Raw genomic sequence first — 21,517 nt, forward strand, 5'->3', positions numbered from 1 at the left:
TATTGCAAGGGCAATAGCCCTGCAGTGATATGTTTTATATGCAGGGTTTTTATATTATTATTTTAAGTATTTACAACATCTTTTCCAGCAGATTTATATCTGTAACAGGCTTTTGGCAGGTAAAGTTTTCACAAATATACACAGTGGTTTTCCCTCTGACAGCAAGGTAATCCTTAATGGATGGAATAATATTTACTAAATTTTCATTTAGATGAGAGTATAAAAGTGAAATGGAAAACGGGTTATACTTTTTGTTTATTATGGATACTGCTTTTTTTGTATCCTCAGTGTTATCACCAACTGATATAATAATCTGCCTGGTGGGATATTTGGAAAACGACAGCCCGCATAGTAAAAAGGAATATGCCATGGGGAAGCCGTTTACTTCATCAGCAAAAATTTTAAATAGCTGCTGAATTTTATCCCCAAATTCGTAACTCGTAGTTAAATATGACAATCTCAGCAAATTTAATAGGGCTGCGGAATTACCGGAGGGAAGGGCACCATCGTATATTTCCTTTGGCCTTATGATTAATTGTTCGCTGTCATTGCCGTACAGGAAAAAACCACCGTTTTTTTCATCCCAGAAAAATTTAAACAGATCTTCATTCAGTTCCAAAGCTTTTTCCAGGTATTCCGGATTATAGGTTGATTCATATAATTCTATCAGTCCCCATATTAAAAAGGAATAGTCATCCAAATAACCGGAAAAAGAGGACTCTCCTTTACAGTAGCGTGCCAGCAAACGCCCTTTTTCCCCAATTAACTTTTTAAATATAAAATCAGCTGCATTTTTTGCCGCCATAATATATTTTTTATTGTTTAAAACTCTTCCTGCTATGGACATGGCTGCAATCATGAGTCCATTCCAGGAAGTTAAAATTTTATCATCTTTATGCGGATGTACTCTGCTTTCCCTATGAGTAAATAATTTTTTCCTACAGCTTTTTATAAATTGTACATCCCCCTCTGGAATGGGAGAGTTAATTAAATTAAGTATGTTTTTACCATTGAAATTGCCTGAAGGAGTTACGTTAAAGTAATGACAGAACTTATCTCCATTTTCTTCCCCCAGTACTTCTTTTATTTCCTTCATGGACCATATATAAAATTTACCTTCTTCACCTTCAGAATCTGCATCTTCTGAAGAGTAAAATCCACCTTCTTTTGAGGTCATGTCTCTTAAAACGTAAGTCAGTATACCTTCTGCAGTCTCAGAGTATATCTTGCTTCCTGTTACCTGAAAGGCTTCCACATAGGCTATGGCAAGAAGTGCATTGTCATACAGCATTTTTTCAAAGTGTGGTACAAGCCATTTTCTATCTACAGAATAGCGGCTGAATCCATAACCTATATGATCGTATATGCCGCCTTTTTGCATGCAGTCCAATGTTTTCTTTACCATTTCAAGTGCAGAATCATCTTTGGTTATGTAGAAATATCTTAGAAGAAAGAGTAAATTATGGGGAGTGGGAAACTTTGGAGAACCGCCAAATCCTCCATATATATTATCAAAATTATGCTTGAATTCAGAGAAAGCTTTTTCCAGTATATCTCCAGAGGGTCCCTTTACAGGAGTTTTATTTGATTCAGCTATTGAATCCATTATGGAATTACCGGCCTGTAAAAGCTGTGTTCTACTGCCTTTCCATGCTTTGGACAGGTATTTTAAGATACTTGTCAGTCCCAAAGTCTCACCTATATCATCTTTGGGGAAATAGGTTCCTGCAAAAAAAGGCTTTTGATCCGAAGTCATGATAATTGTAAGGGGCCATCCACCGCTGCCAGTAAGCAGCTGACAGGCTTTCATGTAGACATTGTCGATATCAGGCCTTTCTTCTCTATCAACTTTTATAGAAACAAAATTACTGTTTAATATTTCAGCGGTATCCTTATCCTCAAAGCTTTCATTGGACATGACATGGCACCAGTGGCAGGCGGAATAGCCTATGCTGAGAAATATAGGCTTATCTTCCGATTTTGCCTTTGTAAATGCTTCCTCATCCCAGGGAAACCAGTTTACAGGATTGTGTGCGTGTTGTAAGAGATATGGGGATTTTTCATTTATTAATCTATTGGGCGTGCTTGTTAGGTTCATAAGACCACCTCCTAAAATTTATTCTTATTATAGGGTTATCTTTTGGGGAAGAAATTATTCAAACAAAAAAGTCCATAAATTTTCAATAATACTTACAGTCAGTGTCATTGTAAATATTGGGAGGTATAAGTGGATTATGAAAGTATGGATAAAGAAATGCTTATTAAAATTTTAAGACAGAAGGATGATATGTTAAAAAAGTATATTTAGAAAAAGAAAAATTGAACTACTATGCAAATACAGATGCAATGACTGCCAGTGATCTGATAAAAAGTGCTGATTTTGAAATGTATAAGAAAAATTAAATAAAAGGAGGAATTTGGCGACAAGTGTATAAATAATATAAATAAGTAAAAATATTTAAAAGAGGTAAAATATTTAGTATGGAAAGATTTAAATCAGACGTATTACTATTTATTTACAATAGTTTGCAAGAAGGAAAAGTAGTTAGAAAGAATGATATAATAAACAAATTTAATATTAATGAAAGAACTTTTGGACAAGTTATGGCAAATAAGCAGTGCAATAAAAGATAAAAAAACACTGGATATGGAATATTACAAGATGGGGAGTTTAGAAAACTGATTCAATTCATGCAAGCAGGAGAATTGGAAAGGGTCAAATCTAGATATACAGGTAGGTTTATAGAAGCAGTTTTAGATAGATTACCTAATGCTGAAGTAAGAAAAGAAAACTATGGGGAATACATAGTAGAAGCAAAGGTATGCCTCATGCTTCAGGCATTTCAGATAAAGTTGGTAAATATGCTGCAGAGATTGCAGATCTTAAGGAACTACTAGACCTAAATTTAAAGAAGTGTTTCTATGAACGTAATAGGTATATAAAAAGTATAAAGGATAGTCAAATGATGGTAAATAGATTCTTAAAAAAAGGGACAACTAGGTTAATTAATTTTATTTTGATATAATAGTTATTGAAAATCTTATCAGTAATACAAGGAGAAAGACGATGAATAGAATAAAAGAACTTATTTTAAGATTCTTATTTTCCGAAGATTATACGATTTATTCTGAACATGAAAAAATTATAGAAGATTTAATTAAAAAAAATAGTGAAAAAATTCATGAGAGAGAATTATTTATAGAATCCTTAGAGAAAGACAAGAAACGGTTGCCACAATATTTTAATAAAGTAATTGAAATTCAAAACCAAGAATAATGTCAAAAATTTATAAAAATGAAACGTCTGGATGGAAGTATATAAAAATTGATGATATCTTAATGGAACACAATAACATAGGAAATGGAACAATTGCTATGAAATATTTTCTTCAAGTTGCAAAGGAATTAGGAGTTGATAAAATCACAGGTTGGTTATCAGATACAGATAAAGATCATTGGGATAGGTCTGTACATTTTTACGAAAAGTTTGGTTTTAAAGTTAAGTTTAATGAAGAATATACTAGTGGTAGTATAGAATTAGAATTTAATAACGAAGAATAAGATTTACTTTATTAAAGCATTAAACAAAACTAAAGTTGTTACCTTTGTTAATTCAACTTATGGTATTATAATATTATATTAAAATATAGATTGAAGCATCTGCTGTAAAAATGATATGCTCCCTTTATGGTAGACAGTTAAAATAATAAAACTGTTGGAGTTGATATAATAAAGTAGACACCGAGATAAGAGAAAAATGTGAAAAGGTGGTCTACTTTATGAGGAGAAGTTATGATAAACAGTTTAAAATTGCAGCTGTTAAACTAGTATTAGAAGATGATATGTCTGTTGCTGGTGTAGCATTATCTATTCATTACAATTCCTTATATCGCTGGATAAGTGAATATGAAGAATATGGAGAGAGCGCTTTTCCTGGTCATGGGACTGCGCTCTCTCCATGTCAGTTTGAAATTAAAAAGCTTAAGCAGGAAAACAATGAATTAAAGAAGAAATTAGAATTATTAAAAAAATACCGGGCCTTCTTGAATCAAAAGAGCAAATAAGATTTCAGTATCTTAAAGAAAACCGGGATAGGTACAACATCAAGAAGACCTGTAAAATATTAAATGTATCACGTGACGTATACTATAAATACTTGAATCGCATAGAAAGTATGTCAGATAAAGAAAATGTTGCAATAATTAAAATTATGATTCAAATCTATTCTGAAGTTCAAGGTATATATGAGTATAGAAGAATGAATTTGAATATAAATAGGATACTTAAAAAGAAGTATAATTATAAGCGAATTTATAGATTAATGAAATCTATTAACATGAAATCTGTAATTCACAGTATATTTAACATTATGTATAGTCCATTGTAATCATCAACCGAGTGGTTTATAATATTTATGCTAGATATGGAGGTATCAATATGAAGACTTTGGATATGATAAAGCAGCTCTGCGGACAGATGGATATCAGCGTTTCCGAACTGGCTGGACGTATCGGCCAGTCACCACAGAATTTCGGTAAGAAATTGAAATGTGAAACGGTGTCCTTAGAGAAACTAAAAAATAGCAGATGTTCTTGGTATCACATACCAACAGTCTTTTATTTTGCCTGATGGCAATGAAATAAAAGCAGGTAATTAGTAGGATAAGCACCTGCAATCTGATTGTAAGTACTAAGGGGGGGGAAAATGAAGTCTATGAGTTTAAGAAATGCATATATAAAGCTTGAGGCAAAGCTTGTTGGTTCAATCGAAGGAAAATTCATTATTCCATCATATCAACGTGGATATCGTTGGGGCAGGGATGAAGTTAACCGCATGCTTGACGACATATATACCAATGGAACAAAGAATTATTGTCTACAGCCAGTGGTCGTAAAAAGAAGAGGAGGTGCCTTTGAATTGATTGATGGCCAGCAAAGGTTAACAACTCTTTTTTTGATATACAAATATATGAACCTTGCCAGTAGAGGTTTTTTAGATGAACCAAGCTTTTCACTGACTTATGAAACAAGAGAAAAATCAGAAGCGTTTCTTTTATCAATTGATCGTTCTTTAAAGGAAGAGAACATTGATTTTTGGTTTATGTGTGATGCTTATGAAACTATTGAAGCATGGTTTGGCAAGAAAGATAAAAAGTCGGTGCTGACAAATATTAATAAATTTTTTGATGAGAATGTAAAGATTATTTGGTATGAGGTTGATGAATCTGAAGATGCGATTGCTCTGTTTGCACGACTTAATATTGGTAAGATCCCTTTGACAAGTGCTGAGCTTGTAAAAGCTATGTTCTTGAGTAAAGACGGCAATTCTAAAATTGACCGGGAAAAGCAAGAAGAAATTTCTTTGCAGTGGGATAATATTGAGAAAGAATTGCATAATGATTCCTTATGGTATTTTATTACTAACTGCTCGAACACGGACTACCAAACACGAATAGACCTTATACTTGACTTGATGTCAGGAAAGCCAGCCGATAGTAAAGAAAAATATTATACCTTCTTTTATTTTGATGGACTTAAACAAAATGAAAATCTGAATGAGATATGGAGTAGGATACAGCACACTTTTTTGATTTTGAAAGATTGGTATGAAAACCATGAGTTATATCATAAAATCGGTTACCTTATAGCATCCCAGACAAAGTCATTACATGATATTTTTGAAGTTTCAAAAGATAAAACAAAAGAACAGTTCAAGATTGACTTGAATGAATACATCAAGGAAAGCATATCCACAACTACAAATTATTCCGAGATGAGCTATGAAAAAACATCAGATGCTGCTAAAATTAGTAAACTGTTACTGCTATTTAATGTTGAATCAGTTCGCCAAAATGGTGAGCACACTCAATGGTTCCCGTTTGACAAGTTTAAATTTAGAACGGATGGAAAAGTTACCTGGAGCTTGGAACATATACATGCACAACAATCTGAAGGTATGCATAAGCAGGAACATTGGAAAGAATGGCTTAGATTGCACATTCCATCAATTAAATCACTCGAAGGTGATAACGGTGATTTAATAGAAACAATGAAAGTTGCTTATGATAAGCAACCCCTGGATCGCCAAGAGTTTGAAGATATTCAACATAAGGTAATACAAATATTATCTTCACAAGGAAATATTGAATACATGCATTCCATTAGCAATTTGGCACTGTTGAATACAAGCGACAATGCTGCACTTAATAATTCAACATTTGATGTAAAGAGAAATGCAATAATTGAAATGGATAAGAAGGGGCAATATATTCCATTTTGTACTAAAATGGTCTTCTTAAAGTACTATACTCCTTCTGCAAGTAACCAGCTCCACTTTTGGGGACAAGCTGATAGAATTGCATATGTAGAAGCTATTAATACAGTCCTTACGGACTATCTTGCAGAAAAAATTTCAATAGAAAAGGAGGAAGAATAAATGGGAACCTCACTTCACAATTTTATTGATATATTCAACTGTAGCTTTCAGATTGGCGAGGAAAACGTAAAATTATCTAGAATAGTCATTCCTATAATTCAACGCGATTATGCTCAAGGTAGGTCCGGGGCAGAAGTTGGAAGAATAAGAACTCGTTTCCTAGATTCTTTGCATCAGAGTATTGTGGGAAGTTCGATAACACTAGATTTTGTCTACGGTGATATAAATGAAAAAGGAGTAATGACGCCGCTTGATGGGCAGCAGCGCTTGACAACGCTGTTTCTTTTGCATTGGTACGCAGCAAAGAAAGAAAAAATAGATACTGCTGAATATGCATTTTTGAACAATTTTAGTTATGAAACCAGATATAGTGCACGTGACTTTTGCTCTTTACTAATCAAGTTTACACCATCATTCGAGAATAAATTATCTGATGAAATTATAGATCAATCATGGTTTCCACTTGACTGGAAAAAGGACCCCACAATTAGTTCTATGTTGGTAATGCTCGATGCCATTTCAGATGTCTTCTCAGACACGCAGGACATTTGGAATCGGTTAAATAACAACGCAATCACTTTTTATTTCTTGCCGATAAAAGATATGGGTCTTACTGATGAATTGTACATAAAGATGAATTCGAGAGGTAAGCCACTAACTCAATTTGAGCATTTTAAGGCAGAGCTGGAACATGAATTACGCAAGGTTGATGAGGAAACAGCAAAACGTATTATTCAGAAAATTGACCGCAACTGGACAGATATGCTATGGCGATATCGCAGCAGTGATAATGTGACTGATGATGAATTTTTGCGTTATTTCAGGTTTATTTGTGATATCATATGTTATCAAAATGGTGATACTCCTCAAGGTAAAAGTAATGACGAGTTTGATCTTTTGAAAGAATATTTTTCAAGCAAAAATGAGAAGGTTAATGATAACATTCTAACACTAGAGAAGTATTTTGACTGCTGGTGTGAATTTTCGGGTGAAAATACTCCAGATAAATTTTTAGAATGTTTCATATCCCATAAGCATGAAGCTGGTAAGATTAAGGTAGAAAACAGATATAGTATTAATATTTTCGAGGATTGTCTACGTAATTATGCTGATATTACCGGTAATGGCAATAGACGTTTCCCTTTAAATAGGATAGTACTGTTATACGCAATCATTTCTTATCTATTGAACAAGGGTACTGTTACGGTCACTCAATTTTCTCGAAGATTGAGGATGGTAAACAACCTTGTTCAAAATTCTGAAGATGAAATCAGCGATAGTGAGCAAAGATCAAGTGGTAACAGAATGCCAACAATTTTGAAACAGGTTGACAGTATCATTAAAACAGGAGAAATTGATAATTCGATAGAAAAAAGTTTTAACTCAGGCCAATTGGTTGAAGAAGGTAAAAAAAATGACTGGTTAAAAGGACATCCTGACTTAGCTGAAGAATTGTTTGAATTAGAAGATCACGATTTGCTTCAAGGCCAGATAGCCATTGTTGGATTAGAACATCCTGAGTATTTTCAACGTTTTAGGTCATTGTTTTTTTGCAACAAGGATGCAATTGATTGTGCACTGATATCTATCGGGGATTACAGCCAGAGAGAACAAAATGGCTGGAGGTACCAGGTAGGTTCCAATTCGCCTAATGCAAAAGCTTGGAAGGTTTTATTTCATAAAAGCGCAAACTCAGAATTTGAAAAGACAAAGGAAATTCTGGCTTATTTGTTGTCGCGTAATGTAACATTTACAGATAATTCTTTGATGGATATAAAGAACTCTTACATAGTGGATTGCGAGAGTAACTCTACCTTTGACTGGAGATACTACTACGTAAAGTATAATATTTTCAGACCAGCAAGTTATGGTAAATACTATTGGGTAAATAAGAGTGAAAAGCCATATGAATTCATTGTCATGCAAACAGAGAAAAAGCTTTCTGAAAACTCATATCAGCCATTTCTTAAAGCTGCAGATGAAAAGGATATTTCTAAAGATCATTATGGAGATAGACTTATTATTGGTGATACTTGCATAATGTGTGAAAACGACTCCTATGTATTTAAGGACAATAAAACTGATGTAGAAACCAATAGAATTAACATTGCCCAAAATGAGCATGGTGTCGATACAGAAGACAGAATAATAAAACTCCAAAATGCATTGATTTCATATCAATAATTATAAAAGAGAAATTATATAGTTGACTTGTTTGTTTTTTATAATTAAAAGTAGGTCATCTTGTTCATTTATGATGTGACCTGATGCTATGTCAAGAAAAAGTACAAATTAAAATGAGAAAGTTCTAAGTAATTTCCACATTTTAACTTGCAATTGACACACTGAGTTCCTTGACTTTTTCATATGTTTTTTCAAACTCATTGGGTGACATATAATTACAATGATTATGAATCCTTATGGTATTATAAAATGTTTCAATGTATTCAAATACAAGAATATATGCATGACGATAATTCTTAATTTTAAAGCGATTTATCCATTCACGTTTAATAATCGCATGAAAGGATTCGATACATGCATTATCCCATGGATAAGCTTTCTTGGAATAGCTAAATATCATTTTGGAGGCAGCTTTTTTACCCCCTGTCACTGTGTATGATAACTGGATTAACAAGCCTTCTGTTTTTTTTAGCTTTATTAATTGTGTCAATAACACAGGAAACCTCCAGACTTTCCGAAAGCGTCCAGGCTATGATTTTTCGAGAGAATAAATCCATTATACTTGTAAGGTATACAAAACCTGCATCAGTCCAGAGATATGTAATATCTGTGCACCATACTACGTTTGGTGCATCAGGATTAAATTGTTCATCTAAGATATTTTTAAGTTCCCTGCTGAAATCAGAATCCTTTGTAGTAACAGTATATGGTTTTACATATTGAGCTTTGATTTCAAGTTCTTTCATGTACTTTCCAACAGTGCGCTCCGATATTTTTTCACCAGTTTTTTGTATTTCTTTTGTAATTTTAGGAGCACCATAATTTTGATGTGACTTATCGTAAATCTTCTTAATTTTTCCCTTTACAAGCTGTTTTCTCTTTTGTTGATTGGAAGGCAGGCGATGCAGCCATGAATTATACCCTGAACGTGAAACGCCTAATATACCGAGCATTCCGCTGGCAGAAACCCGGCGTTTACCCTTAAGATCTTCACATTTATTTTGGACCTCAAGATAGATTGTTTCTGTCACTTTCCCAGAATGCCTATAGCTTTTTTTAATACATCAAGAGCATCCTTTGTATCACGAAGTTCACGTTTTAATCCTGCAATTTCCTTTTGTTCATCACTAGAATAATTACCAGAACCACGAACCTGAATGCCATTTTCATTTTTAGAATCCCTGATCCACTTTGATAAGGTACTGGTACCTATGTCAAGGTTTTGGGCACAGCCTTTTACTCCAAGTTCTTTATGATCCATATAATATTTTACAGCATCTTCTTTAAACTGTTTGTCATGTTGTTTCATCATGATTAAGTTCCCCCATCTCTTATATTAATTTTAATTCTTATTGGGAACTTTCTCAATTTCTCTTGTACTATTTTTATTCTAGCACTATGATATAACACTAACAGTTGAGTGTTCAGTAAAAGATAGAGAAAATATTGCAGATAAAATTGATAACATAAAAGCCTGGCTTTTTGGATCAGGTGAAAGTGATTTGATATTTAGCTTCCAGCCAGATAAAAAGTATATTGCACAGGTAATAAATTCTATTGACTTTAAGCAAGTTTACAGATATTTTAGTGAGTTCCCTATAATATTTAACTGCAGACCATTTAAGTATTCAGTAGAGAATAATATAGTAAATGTAATTAAAACTGGAACTACTATAAATAATCCTGGGACTATTTATAATGAGTCTGTAATAAGTATTTATGATTCTGGTGATATAATTTTTAAAATAAATGGGCAGCAGATAAGTCTTAAAGGTGTATCTGAAAAAATAATAGTAGATTCAGTTATACAAGACTGCTATGATGATGCCGGAAACAATTTAAATGGAAATATGTCAGGTGAATTCTTAAAAATGAAGTCTGGTGAAAATATTATAGAATGGAGTGGGAATGTTACTAAAGTTGAGCTTTTACCAAACTGGCGGTGGTTATAAAAAAATTTACTTTTAATTGAAGTATTGACACTAATGAATTAAAATAGAGGTATAATAAAAAACTAGGAAGGTGAACAAATGAAGCCTACAAACTATGAAGATTTGATTATGAAAAGAGCAATGGATATATTTGCAGAGGAAGGATTAAAATTCTTTGGCATAAACAAGAAAGTTAAGGAATTAGGGCCAACAGAATTAGTAGTTTTAGAAACTAAAAATATGTTCATGGACTACACTTTCCTAATGGAAGATGACACTTTTATACATTTTGAGTTTCAGACGACTAATAAAGGAAAAGCAGATTTAAGAAGGTTTAGAGCCTATGAATCAATGCTGAGTCATCAGACTGGAAAAGATGTGCTTACATATGTTGTTTATTCAGGCAATATAAAAAATCCAGCAAATACTTTAAAAACAGGAATAAATGAATACAAAGTAAATTCTATATCTATGGCTGATAAAGATGGAGACAAAATCTATAATGATATTGTAGAAAAAATAAAATCTGGTAAGGATATTACAAAACAAGATATAATATCTTTGACATTTACTCCTATAATGGGTGGAAAGATAAGTACAGTAGACAGGATAATTAATGCTATAAGTGTAGTAAAAGATATAAACAATGACTATAAATATGATGTGGAATCAATACTATATGCTTTTGCAAATAAATTTTTAAGTGGAAAAGATTTAGAGAGAGTAAAGGAGGAATTGAAAATGACTGAACTCGGTAAAAGCTTAATAAATGAGGGCATGGAAAAAGGAAAAGACGAGGGGAAAAAAGAAAAAACTATAGAGATAGTCAAAAGAGCAATAAAAAAAGGCATGGATAATGAAACAATAAAGGAATTAACAGATTTAGATATTGATGAAATTGAGTTGATAAGGAAAGTGCTAAAATAGGATAATTATAAATACAAAAAATCTTTCACATTAAATTAGCTTATTATGTTAGATAAACAGGATATTGAAGTTATAAAACAGTTATGATGTGCAATCATTAAGGAATGGATATAAAAGAACTTCACAAGGTTAAAAAATGAGTCATGGGTTTGTTGATATAGTATAATAATTTATATAAGACGAGTTTTAAAATGTGGAATATGTTAGGGAAAGGGGATGTTTATATGAAAGAAGGCAGAGAGGACAATTATGAGATCTGCTATGAAAATTTATGCAGGAAATTTGGTGAACGTCATCCAGAAGAAGTGGCTGAAAAAAGCGGAGCACAATATGATTCGGAAAAGGGGGAGTTTATTTTAACTTATTTCAATAGAGAGTATGTTATTTCGTATCCTCAGGGACATATAAATTTAAAAAATGAAGAAGATAATGGATTATCCAAAGATAAGGATGTTTTATTTGATAAGATATTAATTATGAGCTATCTTTGCAGATGCAGCAATAGTAAGCTGTCCAACAAATGGGTGCCTTATAGGGAGATAAAGGGAGTAGGGGATACCTACAGCTTTTTTGCAGACAGGGGTATGAAAAGATTAGCAGAGTTTTTTGGAAACAAGGGTGAACTGTTCTTAAAAGCTGGAATTGATATGGGCGGAGAAAAAGTGGATTTTGGAGATGCGGGGTTACAACTCAACGTATTTCCAAAGGTACCTGTTATCTTGATTTTATGGCTGGCAGATGAGGAGTTTGAGGCTTCAGCTAAGATACTTTTTGACTTTTCTGCATCAGAGCAAGTCCATATAGAGGATTTGGCTTCATTGTGCACCAAGGCAGCTGAAAAATTAATTCAGAGGGCAGAGGAAATGTTAAAATAAACAATATCAATTGAGTCAGCTTCTTAGCCTGTACCCTGCTCCCCAAACTGTTTCTATGTATTGAGGATGGGAGGGGCTTACCTCTATCTTTTCCCTTATTCTTCTTATGTGCACTGTGACGGTAGCGTTGTCCCCCATGGAGTCAAGTCCCCATATATTTTCAAATAATTCCTCCCTGCTAAATACCCTGTTGGGATTTTCAGCCATATAAAGAAGAAGGTCAAACTCCTTCTGGGCTAAAAACATCTCCCTTCCATTTACAAATACCTGTCTGGAATCCCTTAGTATTTCAAGTCCTCCTATGACTATTTTAGGGGACTTTGAATTGAATTTGTTTTTTATTCTCTCATAATTTTGAATATGGGATTTGACTCTCGCCACCAGTTCACTGGGACTGAAGGGTTTTGTAATGTAATCATCAGCACCTAAAGTAAGCCCTTTGATTTTGTCTATTTCCTCTTTCCTGGCAGAAACCAGAAGCACGGGAATGTCCTTTTTATCCTGTATACTGCGCAGGATACTGTATCCGTCCATTTTAGGAAGCATTACATCTAAAATGAGCAAATCAAATTTACTGCTGTTTAAAGTATTTAAACCTTTTATGCCATCTGCACATAAAGTGACTTCAAACCCCTCCAGTTCAAGGTAGTCTCTCTGAAGTTCTGCTATACTCAAATCATCTTCAATTATCAAAATTTTTTTCATAATGACCTCTCTTGTATATCTGTATTATTGATTTTCCCCAGGGATATTATTATGCTGGTACCCTCATTTCCATGGGAAACAGCCCATATTTTGCCCTTATGGCCTTCCACAATCTGTTTTGATATGGCAAGTCCAAGGCCGCTTCCACTGGTATTGCTTCTTGAGGGATCTCCCCTGTAAAATCTGCTGAATATTTTATTTATGTCATCCTGTCTAATTCCACAGCCGTTGTCTTTTATTTCAATTATAATACTCAAGGCTGTTTCTCTTAAAAATATAATTATTTGTCCTTCCTCTTTGTCCATATATTTTCTTGAATTTCCAATGATATTTAATACAACTCTCATAAACCTTTCTCTATCTATCATAACATATTTTGAATTTCTAAGATGATTTTCCAGACTGATTTTTATATTGTATTTTTCAAGTTCCGGTTGGTTTTCTATAATACAATAGCTGAAATAATCCACAATATCTGTTTTTTCATAGTTGAAAGGGATTTGATTCAAGTCCAGCCTGGAGTACAGAAGCAGATCATCTATCATGGAATCAATTTGATTTGCCTTTGAATATATAGTTTTTAAATAATGTTCCAGCTTTTCAGGAGTACCTGCCACACCATCTAAAATTCCCTGGACATAACCTTCTATGGAGGTTATGGGAGTTTTCAAATCATGGGATATACTGGATATAAGTGTTTTTCTGCTGTCCTCATATTTTACCTTCATATGAATTGAATCTTTTAATTTTATCCTCATCTGCTCGAAATCAGCACATAATTCTTTTATTTCTTTATCTCCTTCTGATGCAATTTCAGAATTTAAATTTCCTCTCCATATTTGTGACATTGACTTTCGTAAAGCTGATATGGGATTTAATATTTTCTTTGAAAACATATATGAGACAAAAAAGCTTGTCAGTGCAGATGAAATAAAAAATACGGACAAAATTGTTATTATAAATTTTTTAAAAATATCTGTTTCTCTTCTTACTGGAGTTAAAAATATTACATTCCCCCGGGATTTGTTGCTAAATTCAATAGGAAAGGATTCCACTGAATAATAGGTACTGCCCATGATAATTGGGCTTCTTGAAAATTTATCATGGGATTGTTCTATGGAATTCTCCATGCTGATTTTATCAATGTTTTCTGATGAAAATACCACGTTGTCATTTTTAACTATTATGATTTTACTTCCTATAAGCGACAGCTTTTTATTTAAAAATTTTTCGAAGCCTTCATCTTTTATATGATCTGCCTTCAATTGTGATATATCTTTAACTGTATCCAGCAATTCCGATTTTATAAATGCAGATTTTTTAAACTCATCATAGTTTATAGTGGTATCAAAAAATTTTGAAGAAACAAATATAAATATAATTGCAGTTAAACCTGCAATTATAAATGGAATTATTACAGTCAAAGTATTGGAAAAAATTATACGCTTTTTTATATCCATGTATACACACCTTAAATCTCTTTTTTATCGAACAGATAATATGCTGCCGTAAAAAATATTATAGCATAACTCAGCAGCATCATGAATTGATTTAGTATTTTTAAAAAGGGTATGTTGTCCATAATCCATAGGTTGTACCAGTTCATCATGGATGTAAATAAAATTCCTGAATAGACGGGAAAAAAGGCCCCGGTTATTTTAAATACGATAAATACAAGGGTGGATAGAAAGAATACAGCTATTCCGTTTTTCAGTATATTGGCAAATAAAATAATCATGAGACATAACACTGTCATGGGTATTAAAGTGACAATGTAGGAAATCATTATTTTTAAAATACTTCCCAAAGTAAAGGAATTAGTATTGAATATGAGTCCCGATATTATGGAGAATATCATTACAAGCATCAATGTCATAAATGTAAACAGCATTATTGCCGCTATTTTTGAAATGAGCAGTTTTAATCGGGTAACAGGCTTTGTCAGGGCTATTTTCATGGTGTTCTGGGAAAATTCACCGGAAAAACTGTCTATGGTAATGAGTGCTGTAAAAAGGGGAAGTATTGTGTTTGTCAGCATGGAAAGAACCAACAGTGGGAATTCTGAACTGGAACCCCCCTGAATACCGAAACTTTTTCTCACTATTAAAATAGAAACTTGTCCAAATACAATGAGTATAATGGACAGTATAACGGCTGCCAGAGCTTTTTTATTTTTATGAAGTTTTTCAATTTCATTTATTAAGGTTACCCTAAATTCTGCCATTTCTCTCCACCTCGCTGATAAAATAATTTTCTAGAGAAGCATAATTGCTCAATATGTTTTTAGTGGTATCCACATTGATAAGATTTCCACTGTACAGTACTCCAATTCGTGTGCAGGTCAGTTCGATATCATGAATGAGGTGACTGGAAATAAAAAAGGTGGTGTTGTTTTTTTGTGACATATTTTTTATAATGTTTCTCACGTCAATCATACCTTCCACATCCAGGCCGTTCAAGGGTTCATCCAGAATTACAATCTCAGGATGGCATAAAATTGAAGAGGCAAATCCCAGGCGCTGCTTCATTCCAAGAGAAAACCTTGAGGGTTTTTCATCCCTGTATTTTAGCAGCCCTACCAGGTTAAGCACCTCTTCTATTCTGTTATTATCTACATTTTTGTAGTACCTTGAAAGCTGTCTTAAATTTTCAAAAGCTGTCAGGTATGGATAAGCTTCAGCATTTTCTATAATGCAGCCCACTTTGCAGACAGCTTCTTCAAATTCTTCTGATATGCTGTGACCCATTATTTTAACATCACCTCTGTCTGATTTTACAAGTCCTGTCATGATCTTCATGGCAGTAGTTTTTCCTGCACCGTTTGGACCCAGAAATCCAAAGATGTCACCTCTATATATGTCAAGATTAATATTATGAACACCTCTTCCATTTTTATATGTTTTGGATAAATTATTTATCTCAATGACTTTCTCCATGGTACACCTCCAGTATTTTTGTAGTGGATTTAAAATGAACTGCCGGAATTCCACCGGCAGGTTATTTTAGTCAAATACTTTTTTGTAGGAACCATCTAATATTGTATTTTGGCCTTCATAATTGTCAATGTTAAAATATAATGTAGCCGTATGCGGATCAATGGAAAGGGTTCCCGTTGCTTTTTTATTGGATGCTGTTACACCACTGAATTTTCCATTAAAAGTGTTGGCTTCTTCTCCGAATTTTCCTGTAAATTTAAGATTGTCATTACTGTCTGCATATTGTTCATAACCATTTAAATAATTTTTTTGATAACTGCCGCTTATATTGTTTTTATCAATTTTTTCAACATTTATAACAGCTTCTCCTATTTTCGTAAATTTCTCATTATCTTCTATTATAATATCTGATTTGTATTTACCTAAGTATTTTTCCGGGTTGGATAAATTAGTATAATCTTTTTCTATATTTTTTAATACTTTTTTCCCTGAAAGATCCGGCTTTTTTACAGCAGTTGAATTTATATCTTCTATTTTTACAAGAAGTTGAAAAGTCAAATTGTGATCCTGACCGTTTTTATCTGTACCAGACAGTATCCCTGAACCCAGGGCAGTTTGAATAAAACCATTTTTGTCAGTTGTCATGCTGCCTTTTATATTTTTTACGGATATATTTTTTACAAGCTTTGGAATAGAGGATTTATCATCGTTGTTAAATGAGTTTTTAAACTCAAAAGATGCCAGTGCATTTATAAGTGCCGGAATTTGTGCATCGCTTAGAGAACCGGAGATTTCCCTTATTCCATTCTGTTTTTGGGTAACTGCTACGGAATCCTTTAAGTTCCCCACTAGGGCATCAGCAATTTTTTCAATATCACCGGCCCTGTCTTCAGAAAAGGGATCTTTTAATTTGTACTTGTTATTATCTGCAGTGTTTGCAAATTCAGTTACGTAATAGGTATCCTGCTGTTCATTTTTATCTATATATCCGGTGCTGTCCCTATAGTGATAGTTCTCCCTTTTAACGGAACCATCAAAGGTGCTGTTTGTACTCTCTTCTGAATTCTGTGATATGTCATATTTATTCACTGAGTTTTGTGAATAAATAATATTTCCACTGTCTTTTACTACAAAGGATGAATCCAGGGTGTAGTTTGAAAGAGTACTGGTACAACTTTTAGCAGTGTATTTCAAGGAGTCTTTAAGTTGTTCATAGCCATTTTTGGATGTTACCTCAGCTATAGCTGTGGTGGAAAACATCAATATGCCTACTGTGAAACTTATAAACATAGCTGTTTTTTTCTTGAATTTCATTTTCACGTCTCCTTTTAACATTTTTGTTGGAAGTACTTCCTAATTATATTTTAAAATATATATCTCTATTTTACCTAAACTAATTATAAACAAAATCTAAACTTTATTGTCAGTGGAGTTTTGTATTATAATAAGTTTATCTGATTACTGAAGAAAGAAGGGTTCATCATGGAAAATAAAATTATACAGGGAAAAACTATAAAACAGTGGGAAGAACAGTTCCCATTAATGAATAAGATTGTTTCAACAGAGGAGGTTTTCCGGATAAATCCCCAATATGAAGGATTTGAAGAAGCTGTAAAAAACATTTCACTTAAAGAAGAGGATGTAAAAGATGCAGAAAGAAGGTTTAAAAGATTTGCCCCATACATAGCAAAGGTTTTTCCTGAAACCAAAAAAACAAAGGGGATTATAGAATCTCCATTTGTTATTTGAACTTTGTTCTTTATTGCAACAGTCAGTTGTTATATTACTCTATGCCTTCAATTCTCACATAATATTGTCCTTGAGGTGATTTTACAGCAACACTGTCACCTATGACATGTTTGTATATTGCAGATCCCAGGGGGGATTCTATGCTTATTTCATTATTCATTGGATCTGCTTCTATTGTAGTTACTATTTTAAATTTTTCAGTTTCATCTTCCTGAGGAAATTTCAAATATACTGTTTTGCCAATTCCAACTTGATTTTTTGAAGTGGTATCTTTTATTATTTTTGCAGTCCTTATCATTTTTTCCAGATACCTTATTCTGCTTTCATTATGAGCCCTGTCCCTTTTGGCAGCCTTGTATTCGAAGTTCTCACTTAGATCCCCTTGGGCACGGGCTTCTTTTAAATCGTCATTTATTTTGTGTCTAACTACTACTTTCCTGTGTTGGATTTCTTGTTCTAATTTGTCTATGGCTTCTTCAGTAAGGTAATTGTACATAATCATGCACCTTCTTATAATTATTATATAGATAATAACATTGACAGCATATAATTTCCATATATTATTTGAAAATTATATATGAGCATGAAGATATTATTAGATTTTATTTGTCTTTTGCTGGTTTTGATGGTATTTTATTAATAGAATTGAACTATATAAAGAAAAACGAGGTATGACTTATGAAATTATTGGTAAAGAAAATCAATGAAGAAGCAAAAATTCCATTTTATGCTCATAGCGGGGATGCAGGTCTTGACTTGTTTTCAGTGGAAGAAACACTTATAGGGTCTATGGAAAGAAAGCTTATATCCACTGGAATAGAAATTCAACTTCCTGCAAATACAGAAGCTCAGGTTAGACCAAGAAGTGGACTTGCCTTAAAATACGGTATTACACTTTTGAACTCACCGGGAACTGTAGATGAAGGATACAGAGGAGAAATAAAAGTACTTATGATAAATTTGGGGAATAAACCATTTTTAGTGGAAAAGGGCATGAAAATTGCTCAAATGGTGGTAAAACCTGTAGAGCAGGTCGATATAGAAGAAGTAAATGAATTAAATGATTCAGAAAGAGGTGAGAGAGGGTTCGGATCTACGGGAATGGAATAGAAGATTTGAACTCCGATATTGAACCCTCAGCTTTAAATTCTATATCCACTGTGTTTTACCCCAGGAGATTATTTCAGATAAAGAGTCCCTTAAAGATTTTAAAACTACATTGGCTGCCATTTCACCGATTAAAACGTGTTTTCCGCAATAATCTATTTTTTCACCTGTGCCTGTGAAAACCACGCAGGAGTCTGTTCCTGTTCCAGTAGCGATTTTTTTGCTTACAGAACTTAATATGTTGAAATCCTGCATTATGCAGGTTTTTGCTTCTGTAATAATCATAATGGCTTCTACCATGGCTGCCCTGGACAATTTGGCGTTTGTGCCTAAAATTATATTTATGGTACCGGGCTTGGGACTGTGGGAGTTAAAGCTTTTCCAGTCAGCAGTATCTCCGGCTCTTCGTGCATTGGATACTCCCATGGTAATAAAACTCTGCACAATTACATTGTCATGAACAGCTGAACAGGTTCTAAAAGATTTCATGTTGGCTGCAGTCATCATTCCCACGGATTTCCCCTGCCATTTTTTTGATTTTATATATTCCTTAATGGTAACTTCCGGAGGAAGAAATGTTTTATGACTGTCCACATCTTTATTTTGACGAACTTTCATGTTTACTATATTGCTGGATTCAGTAAAACCACCGTTTAATATGGCAGAGCTCAATATTTCCACTGGTTTTGAAAACCCAATGTGTACATGGTCTTCAGTTACTTCTAACCTGCCCTCATTGAAATCTAAACTTTTATTAATATTTATCATTTTTGCATCTCCTTCTATGTAAAATCAAATGTCTGCCCTCTGTGATTTATAATAAGGCATTTTGATGAGGAATGTTTTGTAAGTTCAGCAAAGTCCCTGCTTATATAGCTGTTGTCCCAAAAATGCATTGGTATGAAAAACACAGGGTGAATTTCATTTATAAAATATTCTCCTCCTAAGGAGCAGTATTCCTCCAACCTTGGATCCACAGGGAAAAATGCAAAATCTATATTTTCTCCCTTTATTTTTTTTATCTCTCTTCTAAAATTTTCCTCAGCCAATTTTTGATCTTCCTTTGAATCCTCTTTCCAGTGCCATAAGTTTAGATCTCCAGCGTGAAATATAGTAATCCCGTCTGCTTTTATTAAAAATGAAACCCCTATGTCTGTGGAGCCATAAGCTTTTATGTATACATTATTTAAATTTAAGCTTTCATAGGGAGACAATTTGTAATAATTTCCAGGAGGATTTTTCAGCTTTATGTCGCTGCTCAAGATATAATTTATATCAGGATTTACCTCCTGCCATTCTAGTATAACCGGGTTGAAATGATCCGGATGTTTATGAGAGCATAAAACCAGCACATTTTTTTTGCCTTTTATAAAATCCTTTGAAATAAAGCCATTTTCAAAAGTGTGTTTGCGGGAGTGGGAGGAGTCCTTGTAGTAATCGAATATCAAAAAATGTGAAGAGGTTTCTATGGCAAAACTGCTGTGGTAGAGATAATGAATTTTAATCTTGTAGTTGTTCATGTATTTCACCTGCCTTATAATTTTAAATTATTTCTATTATATCATAAGAGAAAATAATTTTTACAATTTAGTTAACATATGTGAGAATATAGGATATAATTGTGTAAAGTAATTCTTAAATTCAAGCTGGTCTGGCTCAGATGCTTATTGCTATTCTGCAAAGCTGCCAATGGGTATTAGCAATGACAGCAGCGGGATAAGGATAAAGGACTTGAATTGCAAATGTGAAAGGATGATGATTATGAAATTTGTATTTGACCACAACAATATAAATGTATTAAATTTGGATGAGAGTATAAAATTTTATAAAGAAGCTCTCGGCTTTAGGGAAGTTGAAAGAAAGGAATCAGATGATAAAAGTTTTACACTGGTTTTCATGGGGGATGGAGTAAAAGATTATAAGATAGAACTTACCTGGCTTAAGGATAGAAAGGAACCTTATAATCTGGGGGACAACGAAATTCATATGGCTGTTAGGACGGATGATTTGAAAGCTGCACATGAGCATCATAAAAAAATGGGATGTATATGTTATGAAAATAAAAAGATGGGTCTTTACTTTATAGCTGATCCTGATGGCTACTGGACTGAAATTTTACCTGTTGAATCTTAGAACAATTTATTTCAGGAAGATAGAATTGTTTATCACCTTCTCAGTTTGAAGAAGCTGGGAATAGCGTTTATGAAATAAAATATAAAAAATTATTAAAAATAAGAGTCTATATTGAATAAGACCTTTTTCCAGGGACATAATTACAGAAAAAACTAACAGGGAGGTAAAGGTTTTGAACAGTGTTACTCTTATTGGAAGGTTAACCAGAGATGCAGAAATTATTAAAATGGAAAATGGCGTCAGAAGCGTAATCAAGTTTACTTTGGCCGTTAACAAAGACTTTCTAAACAGCAGCGGAGAGAGAGAAGCGGATTTTATTTCAATTTCCTATTGGACCAACAGAGGAGATAAATTGTATCCATATCTAAAAAAAGGCAGGCTTCTGGGCGTAAATGGGAAAATAAGCAGTAAAAGCTATTTAAAGGATGGAGTAAAAAAGTTTTCAACTATTGTTGATGCAGATAAAATTCAATTTTTAGAATATAAAGAGGAAGCTTTAGCCTGATTTCAAATTAGGTTCATAAACAAGGTGAAA

The 21,517-nt window shown here is 33.3% G+C and carries 28 protein-coding genes; 16 read left to right on the forward strand and 12 right to left on the reverse strand.

Translation table 11 applies throughout. The features are described from left to right. Nucleotides 1–70 precede the first annotated feature (70 nt). Nucleotides 71–2,098, reverse strand: a complete 2,028-nt coding sequence (locus ACYUJ6_RS05715; RefSeq protein WP_461844876.1) for a thioredoxin domain-containing protein — start codon at nucleotides 2,096–2,098, stop codon at nucleotides 71–73. Nucleotides 2,099–2,481: 383 nt separating this feature from the next. Between ACYUJ6_RS05715 and ACYUJ6_RS05720 the strand changes: the two genes are divergently transcribed. The 9 genes from ACYUJ6_RS05720 (at nucleotide 2,482) to ACYUJ6_RS05760 (ending at nucleotide 8,619) form a co-directional block, all read left to right on the forward strand. Beyond that, nucleotides 2,482–2,634 (forward strand): hypothetical protein, encoded by a 153-nt coding sequence (locus tag ACYUJ6_RS05720; RefSeq protein ID WP_461844877.1) that lies wholly within the window; start codon nucleotides 2,482–2,484, stop codon nucleotides 2,632–2,634. 72 nt (nucleotides 2,635–2,706) lie between these two features. Continuing rightward, a complete protein-coding gene (locus ACYUJ6_RS05725) occupies nucleotides 2,707–2,898 on the forward strand; it encodes a hypothetical protein (protein ID WP_461844878.1) in 192 nt (63 codons plus the stop codon). 169 nt (nucleotides 2,899–3,067) lie between these two features. Then, nucleotides 3,068–3,277: a hypothetical protein gene (locus ACYUJ6_RS05730; protein ID WP_461844879.1), complete on the forward strand. Its 210-nt coding sequence runs from the start codon at nucleotides 3,068–3,070 to the stop codon at nucleotides 3,275–3,277. Then, the gene (locus tag ACYUJ6_RS05735; RefSeq protein WP_461844880.1) at nucleotides 3,277–3,561 is read left to right on the forward strand and encodes a GNAT family N-acetyltransferase; all 285 of its coding nucleotides are present in this window, start codon (nucleotides 3,277–3,279) and stop codon (nucleotides 3,559–3,561) included. Before ACYUJ6_RS05730 ends, ACYUJ6_RS05735 begins: the two co-directional genes overlap by 1 nt. 218 nt (nucleotides 3,562–3,779) lie before the next feature. Next, nucleotides 3,780–4,064 carry a transposase gene (locus ACYUJ6_RS05740; protein ID WP_461844881.1) on the forward strand — a complete coding sequence of 95 codons (285 nt, stop codon included), beginning with the start codon at nucleotides 3,780–3,782 and terminating at the stop codon, nucleotides 4,062–4,064. A 110-nt stretch (nucleotides 4,065–4,174) separates the two neighbouring features. Next, a complete protein-coding gene (locus ACYUJ6_RS05745) occupies nucleotides 4,175–4,387 on the forward strand; it encodes a transposase (RefSeq protein ID WP_461844882.1) in 213 nt (70 codons plus the stop codon). 50 nt (nucleotides 4,388–4,437) lie between these two features. Continuing rightward, nucleotides 4,438–4,629, forward strand: coding sequence for a helix-turn-helix domain-containing protein (locus ACYUJ6_RS05750; protein ID WP_461844883.1), 192 nt, complete (start codon nucleotides 4,438–4,440; stop codon nucleotides 4,627–4,629). Between the two features lie 75 nt (nucleotides 4,630–4,704). Then, complete coding sequence (locus ACYUJ6_RS05755) at nucleotides 4,705–6,435, forward strand: DUF262 domain-containing protein (RefSeq protein WP_461844884.1); 1,731 nt, start codon at nucleotides 4,705–4,707, stop codon at nucleotides 6,433–6,435. Next, nucleotides 6,436–8,619: a DUF262 domain-containing protein gene (locus ACYUJ6_RS05760; protein ID WP_461844885.1), complete on the forward strand. Its 2,184-nt coding sequence runs from the start codon at nucleotides 6,436–6,438 to the stop codon at nucleotides 8,617–8,619. A gap of 142 nt (nucleotides 8,620–8,761) precedes the next feature. On the opposite strand, the gene ACYUJ6_RS05765 is transcribed toward ACYUJ6_RS05760, so the two are convergent. From ACYUJ6_RS05765 to ACYUJ6_RS05775, 3 genes are read right to left on the reverse strand one after another with little or no spacing between them, the layout of a single operon-like run. Continuing rightward, nucleotides 8,762–9,019: an integrase core domain-containing protein gene (locus ACYUJ6_RS05765; RefSeq protein WP_461845451.1), complete on the reverse strand. Its 258-nt coding sequence runs from the start codon at nucleotides 9,017–9,019 to the stop codon at nucleotides 8,762–8,764. A 16-nt stretch (nucleotides 9,020–9,035) separates the two neighbouring features. Next, entirely contained in the window at nucleotides 9,036–9,650 is a 615-nt protein-coding gene (locus ACYUJ6_RS05770; RefSeq protein ID WP_461844886.1) for an IS3 family transposase, read from the reverse strand. Next, on the reverse strand, nucleotides 9,647–9,931 hold the full coding sequence (locus tag ACYUJ6_RS05775) for a transposase (protein ID WP_461844887.1): 285 nt from the start codon (nucleotides 9,929–9,931) through the stop codon (nucleotides 9,647–9,649). The genes ACYUJ6_RS05770 and ACYUJ6_RS05775 overlap by 4 nt, the downstream gene beginning before the upstream one ends. Nucleotides 9,932–10,022: 91 nt before the next feature. Between ACYUJ6_RS05775 and ACYUJ6_RS05780 the strand changes: the two genes are divergently transcribed. The 3 genes from ACYUJ6_RS05780 (at nucleotide 10,023) to ACYUJ6_RS05790 (ending at nucleotide 12,352) form a co-directional block, all read left to right on the forward strand. Next, nucleotides 10,023–10,571 carry a distal tail protein Dit gene (locus tag ACYUJ6_RS05780; RefSeq protein ID WP_461845452.1) on the forward strand — a complete coding sequence of 183 codons (549 nt, stop codon included), beginning with the start codon at nucleotides 10,023–10,025 and terminating at the stop codon, nucleotides 10,569–10,571. 78 nt (nucleotides 10,572–10,649) lie between these two features. Beyond that, nucleotides 10,650–11,477 carry a nuclease/transposase family protein gene (locus ACYUJ6_RS05785; protein WP_461844888.1) on the forward strand — a complete coding sequence of 276 codons (828 nt, stop codon included), beginning with the start codon at nucleotides 10,650–10,652 and terminating at the stop codon, nucleotides 11,475–11,477. A 224-nt stretch (nucleotides 11,478–11,701) separates the two neighbouring features. Beyond that, on the forward strand, nucleotides 11,702–12,352 hold the full coding sequence (locus tag ACYUJ6_RS05790; RefSeq protein ID WP_461844889.1) for a DUF3786 domain-containing protein: 651 nt from the start codon (nucleotides 11,702–11,704) through the stop codon (nucleotides 12,350–12,352). Nucleotides 12,353–12,367: 15 nt separating this feature from the next. Here ACYUJ6_RS05790 and ACYUJ6_RS05795 read toward each other — a convergent pair whose 3' ends face one another. The 5 genes from ACYUJ6_RS05795 to ACYUJ6_RS05815 form a co-directional block, all read right to left on the reverse strand. After that, complete coding sequence (locus tag ACYUJ6_RS05795; protein ID WP_461844890.1) at nucleotides 12,368–13,057, reverse strand: response regulator transcription factor; 690 nt, start codon at nucleotides 13,055–13,057, stop codon at nucleotides 12,368–12,370. Beyond that, on the reverse strand, nucleotides 13,054–14,517 hold the full coding sequence (locus tag ACYUJ6_RS05800) for a sensor histidine kinase (RefSeq protein WP_461844891.1): 1,464 nt from the start codon (nucleotides 14,515–14,517) through the stop codon (nucleotides 13,054–13,056). The genes ACYUJ6_RS05795 and ACYUJ6_RS05800 overlap by 4 nt, the downstream gene beginning before the upstream one ends. An 11-nt stretch (nucleotides 14,518–14,528) precedes the next feature. Continuing rightward, on the reverse strand, nucleotides 14,529–15,281 hold the full coding sequence (locus ACYUJ6_RS05805; protein WP_461844892.1) for an ABC transporter permease: 753 nt from the start codon (nucleotides 15,279–15,281) through the stop codon (nucleotides 14,529–14,531). Next, complete coding sequence (locus ACYUJ6_RS05810; protein ID WP_461844893.1) at nucleotides 15,268–15,993, reverse strand: ABC transporter ATP-binding protein; 726 nt, start codon at nucleotides 15,991–15,993, stop codon at nucleotides 15,268–15,270. The genes ACYUJ6_RS05805 and ACYUJ6_RS05810 overlap by 14 nt, the downstream gene beginning before the upstream one ends. A 66-nt stretch (nucleotides 15,994–16,059) precedes the next feature. Continuing rightward, the gene (locus tag ACYUJ6_RS05815; RefSeq protein ID WP_461844894.1) at nucleotides 16,060–17,307 is read right to left on the reverse strand and encodes a hypothetical protein; all 1,248 of its coding nucleotides are present in this window, start codon (nucleotides 17,305–17,307) and stop codon (nucleotides 16,060–16,062) included. A 168-nt stretch (nucleotides 17,308–17,475) separates the two neighbouring features. Here ACYUJ6_RS05815 and ACYUJ6_RS05820 point away from each other — a divergent pair, with 168 nt between their 5' ends. Next, nucleotides 17,476–17,742: a hypothetical protein gene (locus tag ACYUJ6_RS05820; protein ID WP_461844895.1), complete on the forward strand. Its 267-nt coding sequence runs from the start codon at nucleotides 17,476–17,478 to the stop codon at nucleotides 17,740–17,742. A gap of 34 nt (nucleotides 17,743–17,776) precedes the next feature. On the opposite strand, the gene greA is transcribed toward ACYUJ6_RS05820, so the two are convergent. Continuing rightward, nucleotides 17,777–18,238: a transcription elongation factor GreA gene (gene greA / locus ACYUJ6_RS05825; RefSeq protein ID WP_461844896.1), complete on the reverse strand. Its 462-nt coding sequence runs from the start codon at nucleotides 18,236–18,238 to the stop codon at nucleotides 17,777–17,779. A gap of 182 nt (nucleotides 18,239–18,420) precedes the next feature. On the opposite strand from greA, the gene dut reads away from it, so the two are divergent. Further along, on the forward strand, nucleotides 18,421–18,852 hold the full coding sequence (gene dut, locus ACYUJ6_RS05830) for a dUTP diphosphatase (RefSeq protein WP_461844897.1): 432 nt from the start codon (nucleotides 18,421–18,423) through the stop codon (nucleotides 18,850–18,852). Between the two features lie 39 nt (nucleotides 18,853–18,891). Here dut and ACYUJ6_RS05835 read toward each other — a convergent pair whose 3' ends face one another. Both ACYUJ6_RS05835 and ACYUJ6_RS05840 read right to left on the reverse strand, forming a co-directional pair. Further along, complete coding sequence (locus tag ACYUJ6_RS05835; protein WP_461844898.1) at nucleotides 18,892–19,617, reverse strand: adenosylcobinamide amidohydrolase; 726 nt, start codon at nucleotides 19,615–19,617, stop codon at nucleotides 18,892–18,894. Nucleotides 19,618–19,631: 14 nt separating this feature from the next. Further along, nucleotides 19,632–20,369, reverse strand: coding sequence for an MBL fold metallo-hydrolase (locus ACYUJ6_RS05840; protein WP_461844899.1), 738 nt, complete (start codon nucleotides 20,367–20,369; stop codon nucleotides 19,632–19,634). A gap of 241 nt (nucleotides 20,370–20,610) precedes the next feature. On the opposite strand from ACYUJ6_RS05840, the gene ACYUJ6_RS05845 reads away from it, so the two are divergent. Together ACYUJ6_RS05845 and ACYUJ6_RS05850 are read left to right on the forward strand one after the other, a co-directional pair. Then, nucleotides 20,611–20,982: a VOC family protein gene (locus tag ACYUJ6_RS05845; protein ID WP_461845453.1), complete on the forward strand. Its 372-nt coding sequence runs from the start codon at nucleotides 20,611–20,613 to the stop codon at nucleotides 20,980–20,982. Nucleotides 20,983–21,154: 172 nt separating this feature from the next. Beyond that, nucleotides 21,155–21,487, forward strand: coding sequence for a single-stranded DNA-binding protein (locus ACYUJ6_RS05850; RefSeq protein ID WP_461844900.1), 333 nt, complete (start codon nucleotides 21,155–21,157; stop codon nucleotides 21,485–21,487). Nucleotides 21,488–21,517: the final 30 nt, after the last annotated feature.

Source organism: Clostridium sp. JNZ X4-2, from assembly GCF_054889485.1.